Annotated in this window: 20 protein-coding genes and 5 pseudogenes; 6 read left to right on the top strand and 19 right to left on the bottom strand. The window is 70.5% G+C overall.

All coding sequences use genetic code 11. The features are described 5' to 3' along the window. Positions 1-258 precede the first annotated feature (258 nt). Together AC068A_RS19355 and AC068A_RS19350 are read left to right on the top strand one after the other, a co-directional pair. Complete coding sequence (locus tag AC068A_RS19355) at positions 259-537, top strand: hypothetical protein (protein ID WP_478586389.1); 279 nt, start codon at positions 259-261, stop codon at positions 535-537. Between the two features lie 175 nt (positions 538-712). Next, entirely contained in the window at positions 713-907 is a 195-nt protein-coding gene (locus AC068A_RS19350) for a hypothetical protein (protein ID WP_478586387.1), read from the top strand. A 115-nt stretch (positions 908-1,022) separates the two neighbouring features. Here AC068A_RS19350 and AC068A_RS19345 read toward each other — a convergent pair. The 11 genes and pseudogenes from AC068A_RS19345 to AC068A_RS19295 form a co-directional block, all read right to left on the bottom strand. Next, positions 1,023-1,178, bottom strand: a pseudogene (locus tag AC068A_RS19345) (IS5/IS1182 family transposase); the annotation flags it as partial. Between the two features lie 49 nt (positions 1,179-1,227). Then, the gene (locus AC068A_RS19340; protein ID WP_478586385.1) at positions 1,228-1,524 is read right to left on the bottom strand and encodes a DUF2087 domain-containing protein; all 297 of its coding nucleotides are present in this window, start codon (positions 1,522-1,524) and stop codon (positions 1,228-1,230) included. Positions 1,525-1,989: 465 nt separating this feature from the next. Next, entirely contained in the window at positions 1,990-2,553 is a 564-nt protein-coding gene (locus AC068A_RS19335) for a dihydrofolate reductase family protein (RefSeq protein WP_478586384.1), read from the bottom strand. A 301-nt stretch (positions 2,554-2,854) separates the two neighbouring features. Then, the gene (locus AC068A_RS19330) at positions 2,855-3,433 is read right to left on the bottom strand and encodes a recombinase family protein (RefSeq protein WP_478586382.1); all 579 of its coding nucleotides are present in this window, start codon (positions 3,431-3,433) and stop codon (positions 2,855-2,857) included. A gap of 101 nt (positions 3,434-3,534) precedes the next feature. Beyond that, complete coding sequence (locus AC068A_RS19325) at positions 3,535-5,775, bottom strand: tetratricopeptide repeat protein (RefSeq protein ID WP_478586380.1); 2,241 nt, start codon at positions 5,773-5,775, stop codon at positions 3,535-3,537. 284 nt (positions 5,776-6,059) lie between these two features. Further along, entirely contained in the window at positions 6,060-6,431 is a 372-nt protein-coding gene (locus AC068A_RS19320; RefSeq protein ID WP_478586378.1) for a hypothetical protein, read from the bottom strand. Between the two features lie 164 nt (positions 6,432-6,595). Continuing rightward, positions 6,596-8,248: pseudogene (locus AC068A_RS19315) on the bottom strand (Tn3 family transposase); the annotation flags it as partial. Between the two features lie 45 nt (positions 8,249-8,293). Beyond that, entirely contained in the window at positions 8,294-9,619 is a 1,326-nt protein-coding gene (locus AC068A_RS19310) for a DUF4158 domain-containing protein (protein WP_478586376.1), read from the bottom strand. A 25-nt stretch (positions 9,620-9,644) separates the two neighbouring features. Further along, positions 9,645-9,926 carry a hypothetical protein gene (locus AC068A_RS19305; RefSeq protein WP_478586374.1) on the bottom strand — a complete coding sequence of 94 codons (282 nt, stop codon included), beginning with the start codon at positions 9,924-9,926 and terminating at the stop codon, positions 9,645-9,647. Positions 9,927-10,230: 304 nt separating this feature from the next. Continuing rightward, positions 10,231-10,586, bottom strand: a pseudogene (locus AC068A_RS19300) (hypothetical protein). Positions 10,587-11,009: 423 nt separating this feature from the next. Then, positions 11,010-11,888: a helix-turn-helix domain-containing protein gene (locus tag AC068A_RS19295; protein ID WP_478586373.1), complete on the bottom strand. Its 879-nt coding sequence runs from the start codon at positions 11,886-11,888 to the stop codon at positions 11,010-11,012. A 143-nt stretch (positions 11,889-12,031) separates the two neighbouring features. Between AC068A_RS19295 and AC068A_RS19290 the strand changes: the two genes are divergently transcribed. Both AC068A_RS19290 and AC068A_RS19285 read left to right on the top strand, forming a co-directional pair. After that, a complete protein-coding gene (locus AC068A_RS19290) occupies positions 12,032-12,796 on the top strand; it encodes a dienelactone hydrolase family protein (RefSeq protein WP_478586371.1) in 765 nt (254 codons plus the stop codon). Positions 12,797-13,048: 252 nt separating this feature from the next. After that, entirely contained in the window at positions 13,049-13,534 is a 486-nt protein-coding gene (locus tag AC068A_RS19285; protein ID WP_478586369.1) for a hypothetical protein, read from the top strand. Here AC068A_RS19285 and AC068A_RS19280 read toward each other — a convergent pair. After that, a pseudogene (locus AC068A_RS19280) lies at positions 13,527-13,870 on the bottom strand (transposase); the annotation flags it as partial. The gene AC068A_RS19285 and the pseudogene AC068A_RS19280 overlap by 8 nt on opposite strands. A gap of 64 nt (positions 13,871-13,934) precedes the next feature. Next, positions 13,935-14,339 (bottom strand): hypothetical protein, encoded by a 405-nt coding sequence (locus tag AC068A_RS19275; protein ID WP_478586367.1) that lies wholly within the window; start codon positions 14,337-14,339, stop codon positions 13,935-13,937. 221 nt (positions 14,340-14,560) lie between these two features. On the opposite strand from AC068A_RS19275, the gene AC068A_RS19270 reads away from it, so the two are divergent. Further along, positions 14,561-15,733 carry a hypothetical protein gene (locus AC068A_RS19270; protein ID WP_478586366.1) on the top strand — a complete coding sequence of 391 codons (1,173 nt, stop codon included), beginning with the start codon at positions 14,561-14,563 and terminating at the stop codon, positions 15,731-15,733. 98 nt (positions 15,734-15,831) lie between these two features. Here AC068A_RS19270 and AC068A_RS19265 read toward each other — a convergent pair. The 3 genes and pseudogenes from AC068A_RS19265 to AC068A_RS19255 form a co-directional block, all read right to left on the bottom strand. After that, positions 15,832-16,137 (bottom strand): annotated as a pseudogene (locus tag AC068A_RS19265) (transposase); the annotation flags it as partial. A gap of 33 nt (positions 16,138-16,170) precedes the next feature. After that, positions 16,171-16,323, bottom strand: coding sequence for a hypothetical protein (locus AC068A_RS19260; RefSeq protein WP_478586416.1), 153 nt, complete (start codon positions 16,321-16,323; stop codon positions 16,171-16,173). Between the two features lie 835 nt (positions 16,324-17,158). Next, the gene (locus tag AC068A_RS19255) at positions 17,159-17,632 is read right to left on the bottom strand and encodes a carboxymuconolactone decarboxylase family protein (RefSeq protein ID WP_478586364.1); all 474 of its coding nucleotides are present in this window, start codon (positions 17,630-17,632) and stop codon (positions 17,159-17,161) included. Between the two features lie 152 nt (positions 17,633-17,784). Between AC068A_RS19255 and AC068A_RS19250 the strand changes: the two genes are divergently transcribed. Further along, positions 17,785-18,135, top strand: a complete 351-nt coding sequence (locus AC068A_RS19250; RefSeq protein WP_478586362.1) for a hypothetical protein — start codon at positions 17,785-17,787, stop codon at positions 18,133-18,135. Here the strand turns inward: AC068A_RS19250 and AC068A_RS19245 are convergent. The 3 genes from AC068A_RS19245 to AC068A_RS19235 form a co-directional block, all read right to left on the bottom strand. Next, positions 18,113-18,349 carry a hypothetical protein gene (locus AC068A_RS19245; RefSeq protein ID WP_478586361.1) on the bottom strand — a complete coding sequence of 79 codons (237 nt, stop codon included), beginning with the start codon at positions 18,347-18,349 and terminating at the stop codon, positions 18,113-18,115. The two genes, AC068A_RS19250 and AC068A_RS19245, sit on opposite strands and share 23 nt — an antisense overlap. Beyond that, the gene (locus AC068A_RS19240; RefSeq protein WP_478586360.1) at positions 18,334-20,295 is read right to left on the bottom strand and encodes a WD40 repeat domain-containing serine/threonine protein kinase; all 1,962 of its coding nucleotides are present in this window, start codon (positions 20,293-20,295) and stop codon (positions 18,334-18,336) included. The genes AC068A_RS19245 and AC068A_RS19240 overlap by 16 nt, the downstream gene beginning before the upstream one ends. Before the next feature lie 73 nt (positions 20,296-20,368). Next, on the bottom strand, positions 20,369-20,767 hold the full coding sequence (locus tag AC068A_RS19235; protein WP_478586358.1) for a WD40 repeat domain-containing protein: 399 nt from the start codon (positions 20,765-20,767) through the stop codon (positions 20,369-20,371). Positions 20,768-20,860 lie beyond the last annotated feature (93 nt).

Raw genomic sequence — 20,860 nt, 5'->3', positions numbered from 1 at the left:
GGCCGTCCGCTATCGTGCCGCTGTCGCCGCTCCCCGTCCATCTGCCGCGGACCGCTGCGCGAAAAGTGCAAGGCCTCCGGGTAGCGGAGAGGCCGAAGCCAGCAGCGCCCGGACCGAGTCGCGAGTGGCCCCACCTCGACCGGCCGTGCACGATTGTGGGGAAGTCGACCGTCACGGTCGGCACCACCGCCGGGCTCGCCGACCTCGTCGCCGGACCTGGCCGCCGCCCACCTGAAAGCGCTGCACACCTTCGGCACGGTGACCGCCGCCGAGCCGTACACCGCGGTCAACCTGGGCACCGGGCGGGGCACGACGGTCCGGGAACTGATCGCGGCCTTCGAGAAGGTGACCGGAACTCCTCTGCTGACGAAGGATGTAGGGCGGCGCCCAGGCGACTGTGCGGGAGCATATGCCGGGAACAAGCGCGCAGCCCAGTTCCTCGGATGGGAACCGGAGCTGAGCGTTGAAGACGGCATCCGCGACGCCCTGTGCTGGTCACAGCGCCGCGACGGGGTCCTGGACCCGAGCCAGCCTTGACAGACAGTTCATGAACGACCAGTCGCCGAAACGGGAGGGGGCGCGGCACCAGCCGCGGACCCCTGCGATCCGTACCGAAGGGCTCTTGCGCCGGACCGCCGCCCTTCGAGTGCCAAGGCAGCCGACCCAGGCAGGCCCCGGTGTCGCCGCCAGGCGAGGTACCTTCCACTGCCTCATGAGTACGGATGCTCATGCGGCAGCGGAGCTGTGTCTGCAGGCTGAGCTCATGCATCAACGCGAATGGAAGCCAGCCCACCACCGCCGCGGCGTTGAGCGTGTCGGCATTGCCGTACTGGCGGTGACCGCGGCGATCTTTGCTGCGGTAGCCATCCCTACCGTCATCGTGGTCGTCGGCTACGCCCTGGCCTGAGGCGATTCCAACTGCGGGTGGAGCTGGGGGCAATGGCCGGACTCGGGTGTTCCAGGCGGGGTGTGCTCAGGCGTTCGCAAGGTCGTGGGTGGTGCGGGGGTTCGCGCCGTCCACGCATCACCCAGCGGTGCGTCCCAGTCGCTTCGCTGGACTCGATTCCCCTGCGGGCGATGCGGTGGCGGATGGCTCTCTTGCGGAGCCATCGGCGCAGGCGGTCGTAGTCGTAGCCCTTGTCGGCGTGGAGCTTGGCCGGACGCCGGCGGCGCGGGCCGTACGGATGCGGACTGGGATGCCCGCGCACCGACTGTGGGCGAAGGCGCTCAGGCGTGGGGTGCTGGCGCGAGCGTCGCGACTTGGTAGCTGGTGCCGTCCTTGTCGCGGACCAGCAGACCGGCGATCACCATGTAGCGGCGCAGGGCGGCGTAGTCGTCGTGCACGGTCAACAGGGCCTGGTTGACCTCTCGTTCCTCGTACGAGTGCGTCGGCTCGAAAAGCGTCTGCGTGAGGTGCACGAGCAGTTGCTCACGCCGGGCTGCCTTTCGGGGGATCGCCGTCAGGCGTCCGTTCCGGAAGAGGTTGGCGACGCCCCGCGCGCTGTTTGATCCAGGTTCGAACATGATCCGTAGTCTCCCTGCAGCCCGGCGCGTCGGCAATCCATTTGCACTGGCGATGGATTCGCCAGGATTCGGGTTCTTCCGGGATTCCTCAGGTTGAGGGGCTCCTCTCGCAGGTGCGGCGTCCCGAGATGTCGCACTCGCCAGTGTCCGATTATCGATGTCGGGTGATCGGTTCAGGATGTTGGTGATTGCTGTTGCACACGACAGGGGTGCGGGATGCGGTGCGTCGCGGTACGGAGTGTCCTGCATTTTGGTCACTGGCGGGTCGTTGCCTGTGGGGCGGGGGGTACGCGATGGACAGTGTCCGTGGTGGAGGGGCGGGCCCGCAAGCACATCCCGGATGACATCTTGACCACTGAGGGTCCGGTAGCGGTGGATGTGAAGCCGCACTGCCGGCTGTCCACCCCAGTGGTGGCGTTCACGTTCGCGTGGACCCGGCAGGCGGTCGAGTCGCGTGACGGGCGCTCAGCGCCTCGTCTCGTACCTGGTCAGGATCACGCCGCAGGGAAGTGTCCGCGTCTCCACCAGGTTCAGGTTCACCCAGCTGTCCAGCGCGGTGAAGAACGGCGTGCCGCCGCCCACCAGGACCGGCGCGGTGGCCAGCACGTACTCGTCAATCAGCCCGGCCCGCATGGCCGCCCCGGCGAGCGTCGCGCCGCCGATGTCCATCGGGCCGCCGCCCTCGGCCTTGAGCCGGGTGATCTCGGCGACCGCGTCGCCGGTGACCAGGCGGGTGTTCCAGTCGACCTTGTCGATCGTCGAGGAGAACACCACCTTCGACATGTCCCGCCAGCGGCGCGCGAACTCGATCTCCGCCGGGGTGGCGTTGGGCTGCTGGTCGCCGGTCGGCCAGTAGGAGCTCATCGTCTGCCACAGCTTGCGCCCGTACAGCGACAGGTCGGTCGCCTGCAACTGGTCGGACCAAAACTGGAACAGCTCGTCGCTCGGCACGCTCCAGCCGATGTCGTCGCCGGGCGCGGCGATGTAGCCGTCCAGGGTCAGGTTCATGCCGTAGATCAGTTTCCGCATGGCGCCAGCATTCCGTGAGTCGGTCTCACGCGTACGGACCGGCGCGGCGCGGGAAACTCATCGGTGCGCGATCTGAGCTCGCATGCAGTCCTCGCTCGGTGGCTCAGCCGCCGACTCATCGTTCCGCCGAGGAAATGGCATCGATCTGAGACTGATCTTGGGTGACATCGCGGTGAGACAACAGAGAACCAGCAGGCCACAGAAGATCGACATGTCATCGGCGGCGAGACCCTACACGGGGTCTCAGTAGTACTCGCCGAAAAAACAACGGAGTAGCCCCTGAGCTGCGATGATCCGGGGACTACGGGGTGTTCGCGGACTGTGGGGGTAGGGCTTTGTTCAGGTGGCGGTAGATGGTGGGGCGGGCGACGCCGAACTCGTCGGCGATCTGCTGGACGGTGTAGTCGCCGGAGTCGTACATCTCCCGGGCGAGCTTCACCTGGCGGGGGCCGAGCTTGGGTTTCTGGCCGCCGGTGCGCCCCCGGGCGCGGGCGGACTCCAGGCCGTCGATCGTCCGTTCCGACATCAAGGCGTGCTCGAACTCGGCTACCGCGCCAAGGATCTGGAAGAACATCCGCCCGACCGCGGTGGAGGTGTCGATGCCCTGATCCAGGACGACCAGGTCGACGCCGCGGGACTGAAGGTCCTTGGACAGGTCGATCAGGTTCTCCAGCGAGCGGCCGAGGCGGTCGAGTTTGGTCACGACGAGCTGGTCGCCTTCGCGGGCGACGAGGAGGGCCTTGTCGAGTTCGGGGCGGCGGGCGAGCTTGCCGGATGCCTTGTCGGTGAAGACTTTCTCGCAGCCGGCCGCCCGGAGTGCGTCCTGCTGGGCTTCGGGGTGCTGGTCCCTGGTCGATACGCGGGCGACGCCGATTCTCATGTCCGGACCGTATCGCGAACGGGGTAAGACGTTACATAGACGCGTACACGGGAAGCGTTACAGTCGCGACCTGGGGGGAACGTCATGTCGATCTTCGTGTCTCACGAACGATCGTTGCCGTTCCCCGTCTCATCGCCCGCCCGCCCCCGCCAGTGGGCGAGGTTGTACCGGGTGGCGAGGGTGTCGGGGTGGTCCGGGCCCAGCACCCGTAGGCAGTCCTCCAGCACGGAGGCGGTCGCCTCCGCGGCCCCGGCCGCGTCCCCCGCCTCCCCCCGCCAGTGGGCGAGGTTGTACCGGGTGGCGAGGGTGTCGGGGTGGTCCGGGCCCAGCACCCCCACCTGGTCGTCCAGCAGGGCGCCGAACGCCTCCGCGGCCCCGGCCGCGTCCCCCGCCAGCCCCCGCCAGCCGGCGAGGTTGTTCCGGGTGGCGAGGGTGCTGGGGTGGTCCGGGCCCAGCACCCGTAGGAACTCCTCCAGCACGGCCCCGGCCGCCTCCGCGGCCCCGGCCGCGTCCCCCGCCCGCCCCCGCCAGTAGGTGAGGTTGTGCCGGGCGGCGAGGGTGTCGGGGTGGTCCGGGCCCAGCACCCCCACCCGGTCGTCCAGCAGGGCGCCGAACGCCTCCACCGCCCCCGCCGCGTCCCCCGCCTCCCCCCGCCACCAGGCGAGGTTGTTCCGGGTGGCGAGGGTGTCGGGGTGGTCCGGGCCCAGCACCCGTAGGCAGTCCTCCAGCACGGAGGCAGTTGCCTCCGCGGCCCCCGCCGCGTCCCCCGCCTCCCCCCGCCAGTGGGCGAGGCGGTACCGGGTGGCGAGGGTGTCGGGGTGGTCCGGGCCCAGCACCCCCACCTGGTCGTCCAGCAGGGCGCCGAACGCCTCCGCCGCCCCCGCCGCGTCCCCCGCCCGCCCCCGCCACCAGGCGAGGTCGTGTCGGGCGGCAAAGGTGTCGGGGTGGTCCGGGCCCAGGTGGTGGTCGGTGGTGTCGGTGAGGTGGTGGAAGTGTTGGATGGCGGCGGCCACTTGGCCTGCTTCGCCGAGGCTTCGGCCGGTGCGGAACAGCACGACATGGGCGTCAGGTCGGTACAGGGCGTCTTCGGCGCACGTGGTCAGGGCGGTGGTGTTGGCGCGCAGGGCCCGGGCGAGGTCGGTGTCACGTTCGACCTCGGGCCAGGCGGCGGTCAGGGATTCGGCGGCGGTGCGCGCGAGCTGGTCGTTCGTGTCGGGGGCGAGCGGGTCGCGGATGGCGCGCTGGATGAGCTGGTGGACGCGCACGGCCTGGTGCGGAGTGTCGGGGGTGTGGTCGACCAGGCTCAAGCGGTGCAGGGCCCGCAGCGCGCCGACCGCCTCCTCAGCGGTGACGGAGGGGTGCTCCGGAGCGGTACTGCCACCGCCCGGGGTGGCCCGGTGTGCCGTGAGGTGAGCAAGGGCTGGGTCGCTGGTGAGGACCTCGTCGGGGATGCCGTTGGGGTCGAGCATCGCGGCGAGCTGGAGCATGGGACAGGCCAGGCCGACTGGCCGGAGCTGGTTGGCGCGGTCCAGGGACAGAGACCAGGCAGCGGCCACGGTGGCCGGCTGGTCATCGGGCAGGGTCCCTGGCTCGGGGAGCAGGTCGGGCAGTTGGCGGGCCCGGTCGGCGAGGCGGCTGCGATAGGTGGCGGCGTCCAGGTGGGTATCGATGAGGTAGGCGGCGGCCTGGGACAGCGCGAGCGGCAGATGTCCGAGGTCGTCGGCGAGGGCGGCGAGGTCCCTGGCGCTTTCGCGGCGCCCGTGCGCGGCCAGGGCCTGCTGGAGGTATGCGGTGGCCTCGTCCTGGGTGAACAGGCCCACCGGGACCAGGCGGCCGTGGTTAGCGAGGCCGGCGTCACGGCGGCGGGTGGTGACCAGGGTCCGGCCGTGGGCGTGGACGGGCGGCCACAGGCCGTTCAGGTCGCCCGGGTCGGCGACGTCGTCCAGGACGATCAGCCAGCGATGCGCTTGCGGTGCGGATTTGGGTTCCAGCCAGGCCAGAAACTCCGCCACGGCACGTTCCGAGTCAGCGGGGTCGGCGGCAAGGACGTCCATGGCGGCCTGGGTGTAGGCGTCGATGACGGCGTGGCGGGTGGCCGCGGTGACCCACACCAGGAGGTCGACTTCGTCGTTGCTCCAGGCGTGGCGGGCGTGGTCGGCGGCGAGCTGGGTCTTGCCGACCCCGCCCATCCCCGTCAGTACGAGGCACACCACCGCTTCCCTCAGCGCCGCCACCGCGGCACGGTCCTGGAAGAAGCCGGCCCGGCCGGGCAGCACGCCGACCTGGTGCGGGAACGCCACCCGTTCCCGCCGCGGCAGCACCTGGGTCAGGCTGCCGCTCACCGCGAGCGCGCCGGGCCCAGACGCGGTGGCGGCCCCGGTTCGCGAGATCTGTCCCGGCCCCGTTCCTGTTGCCGGGACCGGGGTCGGGCGCGCCGGGGCACCGTATCCGGTCACCGCGGTGCCCTCCTTTTCGGCGCGGGCGTTGCCCGTATTGCTCACCGCCACCACCGCCGGTTCCGGTTCAAGCTCGGGCTCCGGCGTGACGGGCTGCGGGGCGAATGTGATCCTGCGCCTCCACCACTTCTTCATGAACGGCAGCCCCCTTCCCCTCTGTGTGGCGTGGTTCAGCTGTAGTCGATGCCGGTATTGGCACTGCTGCCGGTGCCGTCCGCAGTCGCGTCCCCGGTCCGCTCCGCAGTTGCCGATGCGCTCCCCGCGCCCCCGGGGCGCCGTACGCCGGTGTTAGCGCTGCCTCCCCCTGTGGCCTCGGCTTTCCCCGTGTCGACGGCCACGTCCACCGGGCCTGGGGCTGGCGCCGGCCCGGAGGCCGGGTGCTGGAACAGCGCCCACACCAGGGCGCCGGTGGCTACCGCTGCCTGGACCGAGGCCCCGACCATCTGGCCGGTGTCCGGACTGTTCAGCAGCCAGAAGAGCGGTGTCGAGACGATGCCAGCCACCGCCGCCACCACGACCGTGATCTTCCAACCTGGCGACATGTCCACCCCTCCCCGAACCCAGCCACCGCCGGAAACTGGCGGCCCCTCCACTGATAGCAGCAACACGCCCGGGCCACCACGGGTTCCCTGGGTCCCGGGCCCCGGTTGGACGCCCAAGGCGCCGGTGTGTGCCGCCCGGCCCCTGCCCGGACACCTGCCAGCCACTACAACTCCTTGCCCGCCCCGTCCCCGGAGGTGGACCGGAGCGGCCGGTGCCCCTGCTCATCGAGCTGGGCGAGCTCGCGCTCGTAGTCGACGGTGATCGAACCGTAGTAGTTGACCACCGAGCTGCGGGCGGGGGAGATGTGCGCCAGCACTTCGGCGTCCACCTCGCGGCCGGCGCTGCGCAGTTCACCGACGGCGAGGCCCATGTACTCGGTGTGCCAGCAGACCACCGCGTTCGTGACGACGGTCAGGCACCACGCCTGCTCGTTCTGCTGCTCGGGCTGGCGCCGGGTGACCTTGCCCTCGCGGGCGTAGTGCAGCTGGCGGCGCAGCGCGTGGAGGGACTCGCCCTTGTTCAGCTGACGGGCGATCTTGCGCCGGTAGCCCTCGTCGGACAGGTACTTCGCCGCGTAGATCGTGCGCCGGATCGCCCCGTATTCCTTCAGCGCGGCCGCGAGCGCGTTCTGCCGGGAGGACGCGGAGAGCTTGCCCACGATAAGGGAGGCGGTGGCATGCCCGTACTTCAGCGACCCCGCCAGCCGCAGCAGGTCGTCCCAGTGGTCCGCCACCAGGTCCAGGTTGGCCTTCTTCGTCAGCAGCGGCCCCGCCTTCGGAAACCGCTCCTCGTACTCCGCCTTCCCGCCGATCCGGTACAGCGTGATCTTTCCCAGGTCGCGGATGCGGGGCGAGAGCTGCTTGCCCACCAGATCGAACAGGGCGAAGTTGACCAAGGTCACCCCGTGCGTATCGGTCGCGTGCTCGGTGATCGGCAAATCGGTGGCGTTGCCAAGGATTTCATCCAGTACGTAGTGGGCCTCGCGGTGGGTGGCCACGATGACCTTGGTGCCGAAGGTGGAGTGCTGGTCGGAGACGTGGGTGTAGGTGGAGATGCCCTCGGAGACGAAGTACTTGTTCAGGTGCCGGCTGGTGATCGACTTGCCCCGGGTGGGGAACCGCTGACCGTCCGAGGAGGACAGCGTGCCCGACCCGAACATGGCCGTCATCGGCAGCCTGTGGTGGTAGTTGACCAGCACGATGTTCGCCTCGCGCAGCGTCTCCTCCCTGATGTACCACTCCGCGGTCCACGCCAGCACGTCGTACGGGATACCGCACGAGGCGGCCATCCCGTGCAGTCCTAGGTTCGTGGACAGCCCGATCAGGCAGGCGATCAGGTTCCGCTTGAGCTGCGGGGAACGGGCCTGCTTGCCGCCGGCATGGGTGAAGCAGTCCAGGAAGCCGGTGTGCCGGTCCATCTCCACCAGCAGTGAGGCGATCGGCACATTCGGCAGCATCCGCTCCAGCTCGGCATGCAGCTCCTCGGCCTCACTGGGGATGTCCTCCGCCGTCAGCGGGGAGATGACCAGCTCCCCGGCGTCGTTGAGGCGGACCGGGCCGTCACCGCGCCCCAGGACCGCCTGCAGATCGGTGAGGGCCTCGTCGAGTTCGTCCATCACCAGCGGCAGGGCCTCGGAGAAGTCGGGACTCTTGCCGACCAGGCGGCAGAACTCCACCCGGTACTCCTCCCACTGGGCGGGCTTGAACAGGTAGGCGGCCGGGTTGTCGTAGCGGCGCGAGCCCGGCACGTACACGTCCCCACTGCGCAGGCCGTCGCGCAGCGCGAGCAGTGTGCACAGCTCCCAGAAGTGCCGGTACGCGGTCGCATCTCCCTTCGCCGCGGCCTCATCGAGGTAGCCCTGTCATTGGGTCGGCACGAACAGCGTCGGGGCATTGTCGGGGACGTTGCGGGCGCCGGTGGCGTTCAGCTCCCGCAGGATCCCAAGCGCCTCGATCAGGGGCTTCGCCTCGGTGCCGCCCTTGAACCGCACCGCCTCCAACACCTTCGGCGCGAATTGCCGGATGTAGGTGTAGGACCCCTCCAGCAGCCGCAGATGCCCGTGGTCGCGGGGCAGCCGCACGGTGGCCCCGGCGTGCGCGGTCCGCAGCCGGGACATGCCGATCTTCCCGCGCAGCAGCGTCCCGACCGCCTCGTCCGGGATACCCGCATCGGCCAGCACGGGCAGGATCTCATTCAGCAGCGCGAGCCGGTCCTCCGACAGCTTGGCCCGCTCGGCGAGCTCGTCGCGCAGCTTGATCCGCGCCCGCGACTCCGAGCCGGAAAGGGTCTGGTCGAAGAGCTGGACCACCGAGTCGAGGACGTCGACCGACGACTGGGCCAGCAGCGTGAGCAGGATCGGGTGGCGCCGGTTCGGTTCCCGCCGCACCAGGGCCTGCGAGGTCAGGCGGCGCCCGATCTGGGCCAGGAAGCGGCGCCGTTCGGCGGGCAGGGCCGACATGTCCAGCGCGTCGGCGCCAAGTCCCCGCAGGAACTTCAGCTTCTCCACCTCGCCGCCCACACTCGCCGGCGACGCCTGCACCGGGCCGGTGACCAGCCAGTTAAGCCGCGAGGACCGCAGCTTCGGATCGAAGACCAGCAGTCCGTCCAGCCCGCGGGCCCGCTCGGGGTTCAGCAGGTGGGCCACGCGGGCGTGGGTCTCCCGCTCAGCCGCCGCACGGGCGGTGGCGACCTTCTCCAGCAGCGTGACCACTCCCGGCCGGATCACCTTCGCCGAGCGCAGGTACTCACACCCCAGCCGGAACAACAGACTCGGGGAGTCGTGCTCCATCGCCCGCGCCAGCAAGAACTCGTCCAGCTCCTTCAGCTCCAGCGACTTCGCCGCACGCCACCCCAGGTACTTCGTGACCTGCCGCAGATGGTCCGTACGCGTCTGCTCCCGGGACGCCCCGTAGCCACGCAGCACCTCGACGGGTAACCCAAGCTGCCGAGCCAAACGGCCCGCCACCGCCGGCGGGGCAGCGGGCACCTCGTCCGGCACGAAGCCCAACCACGGCAGCGTGCACAACTGCACCGCGACACCCAGAACCGTCTGCGGACGCAGGAACTTCCGCAGGAACGCCTCATCGGCCGGAGTGAGCGTGAAATAGCGGATCAGCTCGTCCTTAGCGATCGCCGGGAATGACCGCAGAGCCTCCAACTCCTCGCCGGAAAACACCCTCGTGGCCATCTGCCCACCCCTCCCGTCGCCGGAGTCACCCAGTCAGCCCAACGAGCCAACCGACACCACGGCAACGGGCCAGGTCAGGGGCCACTCCGTTGTTTTCTCGGCGAGTACTACCGAGACCCCTACACCAGTCGAAGAGGGCCTCGTCGGTGAGGTCGACGTCCTCGGCATCGGCCATGCCCGCCCGGTAGAGGAACTCCCGGACGTCCAGCTCGCTGGTCGCGCGGCCGAGCTCCTCGCGCCGGTAGGTCACCAGGCGGCGCCCCCAGTCGTCGGGAGGGTGGATGGTCACTTTGGACTCGTCGGCCATGGCTCCAGGCGCGGCCGGGGCCCGGGGCCGCACTCAGGCAGTGTCCGGTAAGGCCCGTGTGCCGGGCTGGGGGGAATCAGCGTGCGTCGGGGCGCTGGCCGACCAGCTGCGTGAGCTGCTCGATGGTCTCGGCCTGGTTCCGATCGATCTTCTGGGTGAGGGCTTCCACATGCTCCCGGAGTCATCCACATCCATCCACATCCGTCCACATCCTGCTCAAGGCCGGCGAGCTCCTGGCGGATGGTGGCCAGGCCGGTGCTGATGCCTTCGTGATAGGACTCCACCAAGGGGTGCGCCCGGCCGTTCACGGGGTGAGGTCCAGGACCCGGACCGGCTGCCCTTCCCAGCGCTTCGGCACGGTGGTGGCCACGATCGCGCCTTCGGGTCGGTCTGGGGTGGGCTGGGCGGCGTGCTGGCTGTGGGCGGCCGCCCATGTCTCCTGCTGCGCGACTGCGAGGGCGGCGGGTAGGTCCAGTCCAGGACGGTGATGCCGGGCAGGGCGGCCAGGTGCTCAGCGGTCCCGGGGCGGGCACGGTCGGCTTCGACGAGCGCACACGTGGGCGTGTAGAGGAACCAGCCGGTCTCGGCGTGCGCGCGGTGGATGAGCCGGGAGGCGAGCACGTTGCCGTGTCGCCGCTTGGCGGGCGTGCGGATGATCAAGAGCCCGGCGTGCCATTGGAAGGAGCATGCGGCGCTACGCCGCCTCTGCTGCCGCATCGCCGGACGGGGCCGCCGCCTCTTCAGCTAACCCGGCCGAATGGCTGCCGTCGGGCTCGCGCTCTCCTGGTCGCGGCCGAGCACTTCGCCTTCTGCCCCGACAACATCTGGCAGGGCAGCCACCGTACACGCTGACCGCCTACGCCGAGCGGATCATCGGAGCCCACAGCTGGGACTTCTGGTGGGACTGATCCATCCCCGCTTGGGAAACGATCACCCGCCTCGCGGGAAGCGATCTTCAAGCGCTTCGTGAGCCCCTGGTCAGCGGCACTCGTGAACAGCCCGGGACGGGCACGCATCCACACCTCGCGTCCTGCGTCAGACAAGCATCAGCAGGTGAACCACACCACCGTTTGAAGACGGGCGCTAGACGTCTACGCACGGGCGGGCGGTCGGGATTGGTGCGTCGGCCGCCCACGTGGCGAGCAGGTGCAGTGCGGCCTCGGTCGGGCCGTCAGGGACCGGGGTGAGGGTGACGATTCGTCGGCGTTCGTCTCCGGCGAGAGGCAGGGTCTCGTAGGTGAACGTGATGGTGCCCACGGCCGGGTGACGGAAGCTCTTGGTGCCGTGCGTGCGGACCTCGACGTCCGCCCGCGTCCACAGCGTGCGGAAGGCGTCGCTCTCCGCACGGAGTCGGGCGATCAGCTTCTGCAGTTCCGTGTCGTCGGGGTGGCGGCCGGCGATTGCGCGGAGCTGGCCGACCGTATCCGCCGCGATGACGTCCCACTCGACGTAGAACTCCCGCCCTGCCTGGGTGAGGAAGAGGAACGCCGCCAGGTTCCACGTGCCCGGCCGGGCGGCAGCGCCGTGGACGAAGAGCCGTTTCGCGAGCGCGTTCAGGGCGAGGACGTCCATGCGGTCGGTCAGCACCATGGCCGGGACCGTCACGCGTTCCAGCAGGCGCAGCAGCTCCGGACGGAGCGCCGGATCGTCCGGAGCCGGGGCGGTGGGGGTGGAGCCGCGCCGTCGGGCGGGTCGGGCGAGGACGTGCAGGTGTTCGCGCTCCAACGTGTCCAGGCGGAGCACCTCGGCGAGCGCGTCCAGGACCTCGTCGGACGGGTGGTTCGCCCGGCCCTGCTCCAGCCGCTGGTAGTACTCGACGCTGATCCCCGCGAGCTGCGCCAGTTCCTCGCGCCGCAGGCCCGGCACACGTCGGCGGCCTCCGCCGCGCAGTCCGGCGCTCTCCGGGGTGATCAGAGCACGGCGGGCCTGCAGGAACTCCCCCAGGTCCTGTTGATCTCGCATGTCGGCCAGTATGCCCTGCGGCAAAGGTGGCCCTGGCAGTACCCGTAACCGCAGGGGTCTGGGTCCGCCGGACCGGCCCACGCAGGCTGGAACACGTTCACAGGACATTACGTCCGCCCGCGAGAACGTTCGAAGGATTCGCCATGTGCCACCCCACCGACAGCCGCCCGCCCGCCGCTCCCGTCATCACGGGCTCGGTCGCGCAGGAGGGCCGACTGGAGATCACCGCCGCCGACGGGAACCGGTTCAACGCCTTCCGTGCCGCTCCGACCGTCCCCAACGGCCGCAGCGTCCTGCTGCTGCCCGACCGGCGCGGCCTGCACCCGTTCTACGAGGACCTCGCCCGGCGGTTCGCCGAAGCCGGCTTCCACACCCTGACCTTCGACTTCTACGGTCGCACGGCGGGCCTCGGCCCCCGGGACGCCGCCTTCGACTGGGCAACGCACATGCCGCTGCTGGAGCCCGCCCACGTCGAGGCCGACGCGGCGGCGGCCCTGTCCAAGCTGCGGGAGTGGGACAGCGGTGCGGTGTTCAGCGTCGGCTTCTGCCTGGGCGGCTCGTACTCGTGGCGGCTGGCGTCCGTCGGCCTGGGCCTGGCCGGGGCGGCTGGCTTCTACGGCGTCCCGCGGTTCTTCGGCGACCGGGCGGAGCAGCTGTCCGCGCCGCTGCTGATGCTGCTGGCAGGGGAGGACGTGGTCACCACGAAGGAGGAGTTCGATGCCTTCGCCGGCGGTCTCGACCGGGCGGGAAAGGAGTACGAGATGCACGTCTACGAGGGCGCCCCCCACTCGTTCTTCGACGACACCTTCGCGGACTGGCAGGACGCCTGCACCGACGCCTGGCACCGACTGCTCGCCTTCACCACAGGCGACGGGCGTGGGGCGGGCGACTCGGTGAGCGAGCGGTAGGAGCGGGGCCGGCCCGTCGAGTCGTTCCCGACGGGCCAAGCGGCACTCCTCCGGCTTCTGGTGCCTGTGCGGGACGAGTGCGGCACCTTCGGGTGGAAGCGCAGACCAGCCGGTTTAGCCCAGGTTTAGCCCAGGTTTAGCCCCCCCCAGCTGTTCAGCATCGCCTCCAGCACGGCCGTCTTGGGGCCCCCTATGTCGTTGGTCAAGGGAAACGGGGGTGCGTTGGGTCGGCGAGCCGGGCAGCATGGCGGGGTGGCTGATCTGTTGTGGGATGACGTGGGTTCCTTCTTCGACCCGGATTTGATGGGGTCGTTGCCGGACATGCGTGTCCCGGATGCCTCGGTGGAGGACTGGCAGGCGGTCCTCGATCTTGTCGCGGAGAAGGGCTGGAAGTGCCGGTACTCCGAGGGAGAGACGGTGCTTCCGGTGCCTCGGGCGGAGGCCGTGCTGTCCCGCCCGGCGGGTGCCGAGTGCCCAGACCTGCGAGTCTGGCCGACTGCCGATGTGCTGGCGATCTTCCGCTTCCATGCCGCCGATGAAGTCGACTTCGACGTCGACCTGCGGGAGTTGCAGGGCCAGGATCGACTTGATGTGTTCTGCGGCTTCCTCCGGGAGATCGGGCGGCGGCTAGGCAAGCCCGTGCTGATGGACCCGGAAGGCGACCATGGCCATCCGGTGCTCGGCTTCGATGTCGAGGCCGATCGAGTCGTTCTCCTCGCAGACCCGCAGGTCAGGTGACTGCGGCCGACGGCTGCGGTTCGTAGAGGGTTCCGTCGCGGAGCATCGCGAACAGGACGTCGGCCCGTCGTCGGGCGAGGCAGAGCAGGGCCTGGGTGTGGTGCTTGCCCTGGGCGATCTTCTTGTCGTAGTAGGCCGGGACGCGGGGTCGCCCAAGGCGGCGAATGCGGAGAGGAAGAAAGTCCGTTTGAGCTGCTTGTTTCCTCTCCTGGAGGGCTGTTCGCCGCGGACCGGGGAGCCCGAGCTCCGGGTCGCCGGGGCGAGTCCGGCCTAGGCGGCGAGGTGGCCGGCGGTCGGGAAGGTGCTGCCGCCACCGACTTCGATCAGGATCCGGGCTCCGGGTACGACCTGACCAGACGCACCGGCGGCAGCCGCTCGAACAGCAACGTCCAGCAGGCCGTCAACGCCTCGCGACGGGGAACGGATCCTCATCCACGTACGCGACGTCGAAGTCAGCCTGCCCCGGTTCCTCGACACCCACCGACCCTCCCGAAGCGAGCTCGTACTGATCCGAGCAAGCCACACCCGACAGCCGCCACCAGGCTGAACGCCCGTAAACCGCCCGTGGGAGGTAAACCCGCTGTCCTGTCTCACGTAAGTCGGGGGAGAGCACGGCTTTGACATGAGGTGCCCGAGATTGGTTGAGACGAGGGTCGTCGTTCGTCTCAACGATCTCGGGGCACGGCAGCACGAGCGTGGTGATGGGGTGCAGCCGCAGCGGACATCGAACCCGGCTCAGCCGCCCGGTCAACCGCTGCCCGAGACGCAGGCCTTGCCGGATGCGGTCCCACTCCTCGTCGCTCACCACAGGGCGCATCCTCGCAGCCGGGTCGAGCCGGGGTGCTGTGTGCGGCGCGGGAGGCGTTCGGTGCGGCTCCCCGCTCGTGGATTCAGGACGAAAGCATGTCCATCATGACAGGTCAGCGCCGTTTTTCGTAGGACGGAACGCACAGTTCGCGAGGCTTGTCCGGTCCGTTCCCCGCCTCTCAGAATCTCCTTCGTGCGTCATCCGGAGACAAAGGGGGAATGGTGACGATCGATCACGACGCGGTGCTTCGGGCCCGCGTGCTGCTGCTGGGGTCCGGCCGGCCGAGTCGGGCCGAACTGGTCGGCGCGTACCGGGTTCTGGCCGAGGTGAGTCCGAAGGCGTACGTTCCGAAGCTGGTCGACGCCCTGCTCGCGCTGCGCCACGAGAGCCGGGATCCGAAGGTGGACGTCGCGCTGGCCGCCGAGGCTTCCCGGGCCGCTCGCAGGATAGAGATCGGGGCGCCGAACCGGGCGGAGCGGTTGCGCCGGGCCTTGGACGCCTACCAGGCTTCCTTGTTCGCCCTCGGGCGCAGGGCGGAAGGACGCGCGATCTGTGAGGAGCTGGCCGAGGCCGGCCGAAGCGAGCCCCTGGCGAGCGTTCTGGCCGAGGAGGGGCGCTTCAGGGAGGCCGCGGAGCTCGACGAAGAGGCCGCCCGGAACGGGATCCCGGAGCACTCCTTCTGGAACATGGTGCGGTGGGCGGCGAACCTGGAGGGCGCCGGCCTGCACGACGCCGCGGCGACCGTCTTCCGCGAGCTCCTTGAGGAGACCCGGCGCGAGGCAGCCGAACAGCGCACCGCTCTGGCGATACTCACCTGGGAGTTGGTTCACTTCTCCCGGATGCGGGAGACCGTCGGGGATGGGGCGGGTGCCGCGGCCGCCCGGCGAGAGGCCCTGAGTGTCCTGGAGGAGCTCGCGAGCACGGGCGAGCCGAAGAACTGGAGTTGCATCCTCGGGTGGTGGAGGACGCTCTTCGTCCTGTCGGGGCGGGCAGCCGAACCCGCCGCGAGCCCCGAGTCCCCGATGCCGCCGTTCGGCACGGAGCTCGGCTGGTCGCGCGACGTGCGGGACGGTTTTCTCGGCATGCTGCCGGGCCTCGAAGCGGAGGCGGCGAGACTGCGCGAGGCCGACCGGCTGCCCGAGCTGGTCGACGTCCAACGCAGAATCGGCATCCGCGCGGCCGTCCGCGAAGGCGACCGCCCCTACCTGTTCGAGGAGCGGTTCACACCATACTTCGACGAGGGTGTGACGCTCGCCCGCCGCCTGCCCGACAACCCCGCACGCCTCGCCCGCGCCCTCACCGACCGGTCGATGTTCCTCGTCGCGGCACGATCCTTCGAACCCGCGCATGCCGACTTCGCCGAAGCGGTCGGCCTTCTCCACGATCGCTGATCGCGCCGCCCGGTCGCCGCGTCCCCGTGCTGGGCACGAGGACGCGGGCCAGGCCGTCGCGGTGCCACCGGTACCGGGCCCCGGACTAAGACGTCATCTCACTTGGCGGGCCTTCGGTAGCAGATGAGGGTGCAGGCGATGCCGGTGAAGGCGAGGAAGTGTTCGGCTTTGCGTTCGTAGCGACGGTGGAGGCGGCGGCAGCCGGCGAGCCAGGCCATGGTGCGCTCAATGGTCCAGCGATGACGGCCCAGTCGCTGCGATGACTCGATTCCCCTCCTGGCGATGCGGTGGGTGATGCCGCGTTCGCGTAACCTCGTCCTTCTCCGTCGGGGACGCCATCGAGCACCTGCTCGTGGACGAGTCCGGCCATATCTGGGTCGGGCACTTCGACGAGAACCCTGCCGGAATCCCCGAACTCGGCCCGACGGATAACAACGTCACTCCGGTTCCACGGCGAATGTGCCCGACTCCATGAGCACCGGGAGCTGGATCCCGTTCCCGTACTTCTGATGGGCATGGGCCGGCAGCGCGACCGGGGACAGCGGGATGGTCAGCTCGGCGCCACATCCCGCACACACGAAAACGAACAAATGTCCTCCGCGAAGAAAGCAGGGGCATCGTCGCAGCTCTGTGGCGGACCGTCCAACGTGTTTTTCATCCGCGGCGCGGGACTGTGCACCGCCACGGTGTGTAACGCAACCGTTCGAATCCCCGACGTGCCGGGTGCCTCCCGAAGTGGTGAACATCCGCTGTCGGTTCTCGGTTCTCGTGAACAAAGCCAGGCGGGACTGGCTCAGCCTTGGCCCGGCGACGACGTGTGACAGGCGCTGGCTCTGGGGCAGGTGCCGCGTTGGCCTGGGGTGATCGCTCCCAGTTGGGCTGATTCTGCCCAACTGAGCAGGAGAGGCGCAGTTGGATCTTCGTCTCGCTGGTGTCGTCGTCGAGTGACACCCGAAGGGTGTGGGACCCGCCCACCGCCATCGGGCCGATATCCAGCTGCTGGACCGTTTCGTAGTCGAACGTCCACGTCCTCGACCTGTCGGTCGCAGCGGTACGCGGCCGGGTCCGCGGGTCTCACCGATGCCCCGGTGCCGCGCGGGTCCAGCAGGATCAGGCGGCGGTGCGCGGACAGCCCGCCGAGGCTGCCGAAGCAGGCGGAGTCCGGCATTGGGCCGCCGGGCAGGCAGATCAGGTCGGGCCCCGCCGCCGCGGGGTCTCCGCAGATGCGGTAGCCGAGTCGGGTCACCTCGTGTGAGGTGAAGGTAGGCATGAGGGCGACGCTCGCAGCCGGGCCGCCGGCAGCGCAACGGGTTTCGGCCGCCGCCCGGCCGGCGCAACACGTTTCCGCAGCCGCCCCGGCCGGGCGACCGGGTCCTGGGCGGACCCGGTCGCCTCCGACGCGCCGAAGCGCCGAAGCGCTCCTGCTCAGCCGAACTGGCCGGGCTGGTAGTCGCCGGCGGGCATCTGGAGCATCACGTTCCCGCGGTTGAAGGCGTTGATGAGGGTGATGACACCGACCAGCGCGCCGAGCTGGTCCTCGTCGTAGTGCTCGGCGGCCTTCGCCCAGACCTCGTCCGGGACGCCGCCCGCCGCATCGGCGATGCGGGTGGCCTCTTCCGCGAGCTCCAGCGCCGCGCGCTCGGCCTCGGTGAACACCGTGGCCTCCCGCCAGGCCGCGACCAGGTTGAGGCGTTCCGGGGACTCGCCGGCGTGCACGGCGTCCTTGAAGTGCATGTCGGTGCAGAAGCCGCAGCCGTTGATCTGGCTGGCGCGGAGCTTCACCAGCTCCTGCGTCGAGGCCGGCAGGGTCGAGTCCTCGAGCGCCTTGCTCGCGGTGATGATGTGCTTGAAGACCTTGCCCAGGACCGGGTTGGTGAAGGGGTTGAGGCGTGCTTCCATGATTCGCTCCGTTGCCGTTGTCTGGCGGTTACACACCTTTGACAAGACAGCGCGGCGAGCCATGACACCGATTCGGGTGACCTGCGTCACTCCTGTGGTGCTGCGTCCGCAGAGTCCCGTGCCGAGCCGGGCCAGCGATCACTCGGGGCTCGATGCGGCGGGGCGCCGCCCGTACCGGCATGCAGCAGGTCGTCGAAGCTGGCGGCCGCCTCGCCCCCAAGGCCCGCCGCGGCCCGGCCAACCTGGCCCGCTTGGCCGCCACCATCGGCCGGCTGCGCGTGCTCACCGCCGCCGGCGACTTCGCCTACTTCACCGACATCGCCCACTTCGGCCGGCCTCCCCCTGCTGGAGCCCTCGACCACCCGCTGGACCAGGAGCACAGACGACGTCCGCTCGGAAGTCATGCTGCACAGGGGTCTGGGGGTGGCACGCTGTTCGCTGCGGTTCAGGAGTCGATGAAGCCGAGGTCGCTTTTCCGGACTACCGGGGGAACTTGGCAGTGACCAGGGCGAGGGCTGCGGCTGCGGTGTTGGTCAGGGTGGTGCACACCGGTACGCCGTGGCTTTGGGCTACGTAGATCAGGTAGCGGTTGCGCTCGGGGTTGGGGCAGTCGGGCGGACAGCCCAGCACGGCCCGGCCCGGCCCGTCGCGACGTCCAGGCCGAACTCCACGTTCGTGGCATCCGGCCATCTTCGCCGCCGTCAGGACAGCTTCCACACCCGGATGGTGGAGTCGTCGCTCCCGCTGGCGAGGGTGTCGCCCTTCGGGCTGAACGCGACCGAGGTCACGGCGCTGGTGTGTCCGTTGAGGGTCGCGCGGTGGACGCGGGAAGCGACGTCCCACAGCCGGACGGTACGGCCGCCGCCGCTGGCGAGGGTCCTGCCGTCCGGGCTGAACGCCACCGACCGGATGCTGCTGTTGTGCCCGGTCAGGTTGCCGGCGGTGGCGCCGGTGCGGGTGGCCGCGTCCCAGAGGCGGATGGTGCCGTCGGCGCTGCCGCTCGCCAGGATCTTGCCGTCGGGGCTGAACGCCACCGAGGCGACGGCCTTGGTGTGACCGGTGAGGGTGGCGGTGGTGGAGCGGTTGCCGAGGTCCCAGAGGCGGATGGTGCCGTCGGCGCTGCCGCTGGCGAGGGTGCCGTCGGGGCTGAACGCCAGGGACAGCACCGGCTTGGTGTGGCCGGTGAGGGAGGCGACGGCGACGGGGGAGCGGGTCACCACGTCCCAGAGACGGACGGTGCCGTCGTCGGACCCACTGGCCACGGTCTTGCCGTCCGGGCCGAACGCCACGGCGCGCACCTGCCCCGTGTGTCCCGCCAGGACGCCGACGGACTCCAGGCTGAAGACGTCGTACAGGCGGAGGGCCCTGTCGCTCCCGCCGACGAGGACCGAGCCGTCGAGGCTGTAGGCCACGCAGGTCACGGCGGCGTCGTGGCCGGGGAAGGGGCTGAGGCCGGTCTCGCCGAGGAAGTTCCACAACCGGACGCTGCGGTCGTTGCCGCCGCTGGCGAGGAACCTGCTGTCCGGGCTGAACGCCACCGACTCCACCGAGCCGGCGTGCTTCTTGATCTCGTACGCCGTGCGCACCCCGCCCGTGCCGGGCCCGCCGCTCCCGTCTCCGGAGTCGCCGCCGCCGATCTTGTCGCCTGCCTTCTTGTCGCCCGCGCCGCCGTCCTTCTCGCCGCCGGTCAGCCGCACGACGGCGTACGTCCCGCCCGAGATCCCCGCCAGCGCGCCGAGCGCCCCGAGCAGGACGTTCCGGCGGCTGGGCCCCGGGTCGGCCGGGGCCGCGCGGGCGGTCGCCCCCAGGTCCATGGTGGGTACGTCGCGCACGGCGGGCTCCCGCAGCAGCGCGCGCAGCCGCTCCGCGACGGCGGTGGCGTCGGGCCGGTCGGCCGGCCCCTTGGCCAGCATCGACGCCACCAGCTCCACCAGCGCGGGCGGCAGGTCCGCCCGTACGGAGCTCAGGGCGGGCGGCTCCTCCTCCAGGTGCATCCGCATCAGCACCCAGGGCTGCGTGACCCCGGCGAAGGGGGAAGCACCGGTCAGCAGCACATACAGCACGCACCCCAGGGCGTACACGTCGCAGCGCCCGTCCACGGACTCGCCCCGCCACTGCTCGGGGGCCATGTAGGGCGGGGTCCCGAAGGGCTTGCTGGTGGCGGTCAGCCCGGTCGTGGAGTCGGCGGCGCGGGCGATGCCGAAGTCGCAGATCTTGAGGCGGCCGTCGGTGAGGAGGAAGAGGTTCCCGGGCTTCAGGTCCCGGTGCACCACCTTCTGCGCGTGCGCGGCGGCCAGCGCCTCGGCCGTCTGGAGGGCGAGATCGAGCGCCCGGGGCAGGGGGAGGCCGTCGCCGGGCGAGTCGGCCAGCAGGTCCGAGAGGTCCCGGCCCTCCAGCAGCTCCATCACGATGAAGAGCCGGTCGTCGTGGTGGCCGATGTCGTGGACGACGGTGATGCCGGGGTGTTGGAGCCGGGCCCCGATGGCGGCCTCGCGGCGGAACCGGCCGAGCTGCTCCTCCGACGCGTCGAACTCCAGCAGCACCTTCACGGCCACGGCCCGGCCCAGCTCGACGTCATGGGCCCGCCACACCTCGCCCATGCCGCCGTGCCCGAGCCGCACGTCCAGCCGGTACCGCCCGGCCAGTTGCTCCCCCGACTGCATCCCGCCCCCTGGCCGCCCCTGTCAACTACTGCGTGTGCAAGGGGTCATTGTGCCGCAAGCTCGTCGATGTCCATCAGGTGATCTTCCACAGGCGGATGGTGCCGTCCTCGGCGGCGCTGGCGAGGAGCCGGCCGTCGCGGCTGAACGCGATGGACCGCACGGGGGCGGTGCGGCCGGCAGCGGGGGAGGGGGTGCGGTCGCCGCCGAGGTTCCACAGGCGGACGGCGTTGTCCGCGCCGCCGCTGGCGAGGGTCGCCTTGCCGCCGGGCCGGTAGGCGATCGCGGTGGGCCGGTGGGTGAGCCCCTCCTGGACGATGGTCCCCGTCTGCGTGGGGATGTTCCAGGTGCGGATGTCCCCGCGCTGGCTGGTGCCGGCTCCCGAGGGCTGGCACGTGTGAGGCGACGGTCTTGCCGTCGGGGCTGAACGCCACGCCCGACACGTCGTCGTAGGGCCCGGTGCGCCTGACCCCACGTGGGCTGGGGCAGCCCGGCCACGGCGAGGGCCAGGGCCCCGCAACACCTGCGATCAGCGCGGTCGCCGCGGCGACACCCAGGCCCGAATGAC

It is taken from the genome of Streptomyces sp. NPDC043854, assembly GCF_056436005.1.
Note: the sequence above shows the minus strand (reverse complement) of the source record. Positions and strands in the feature narration are given on the sequence as shown.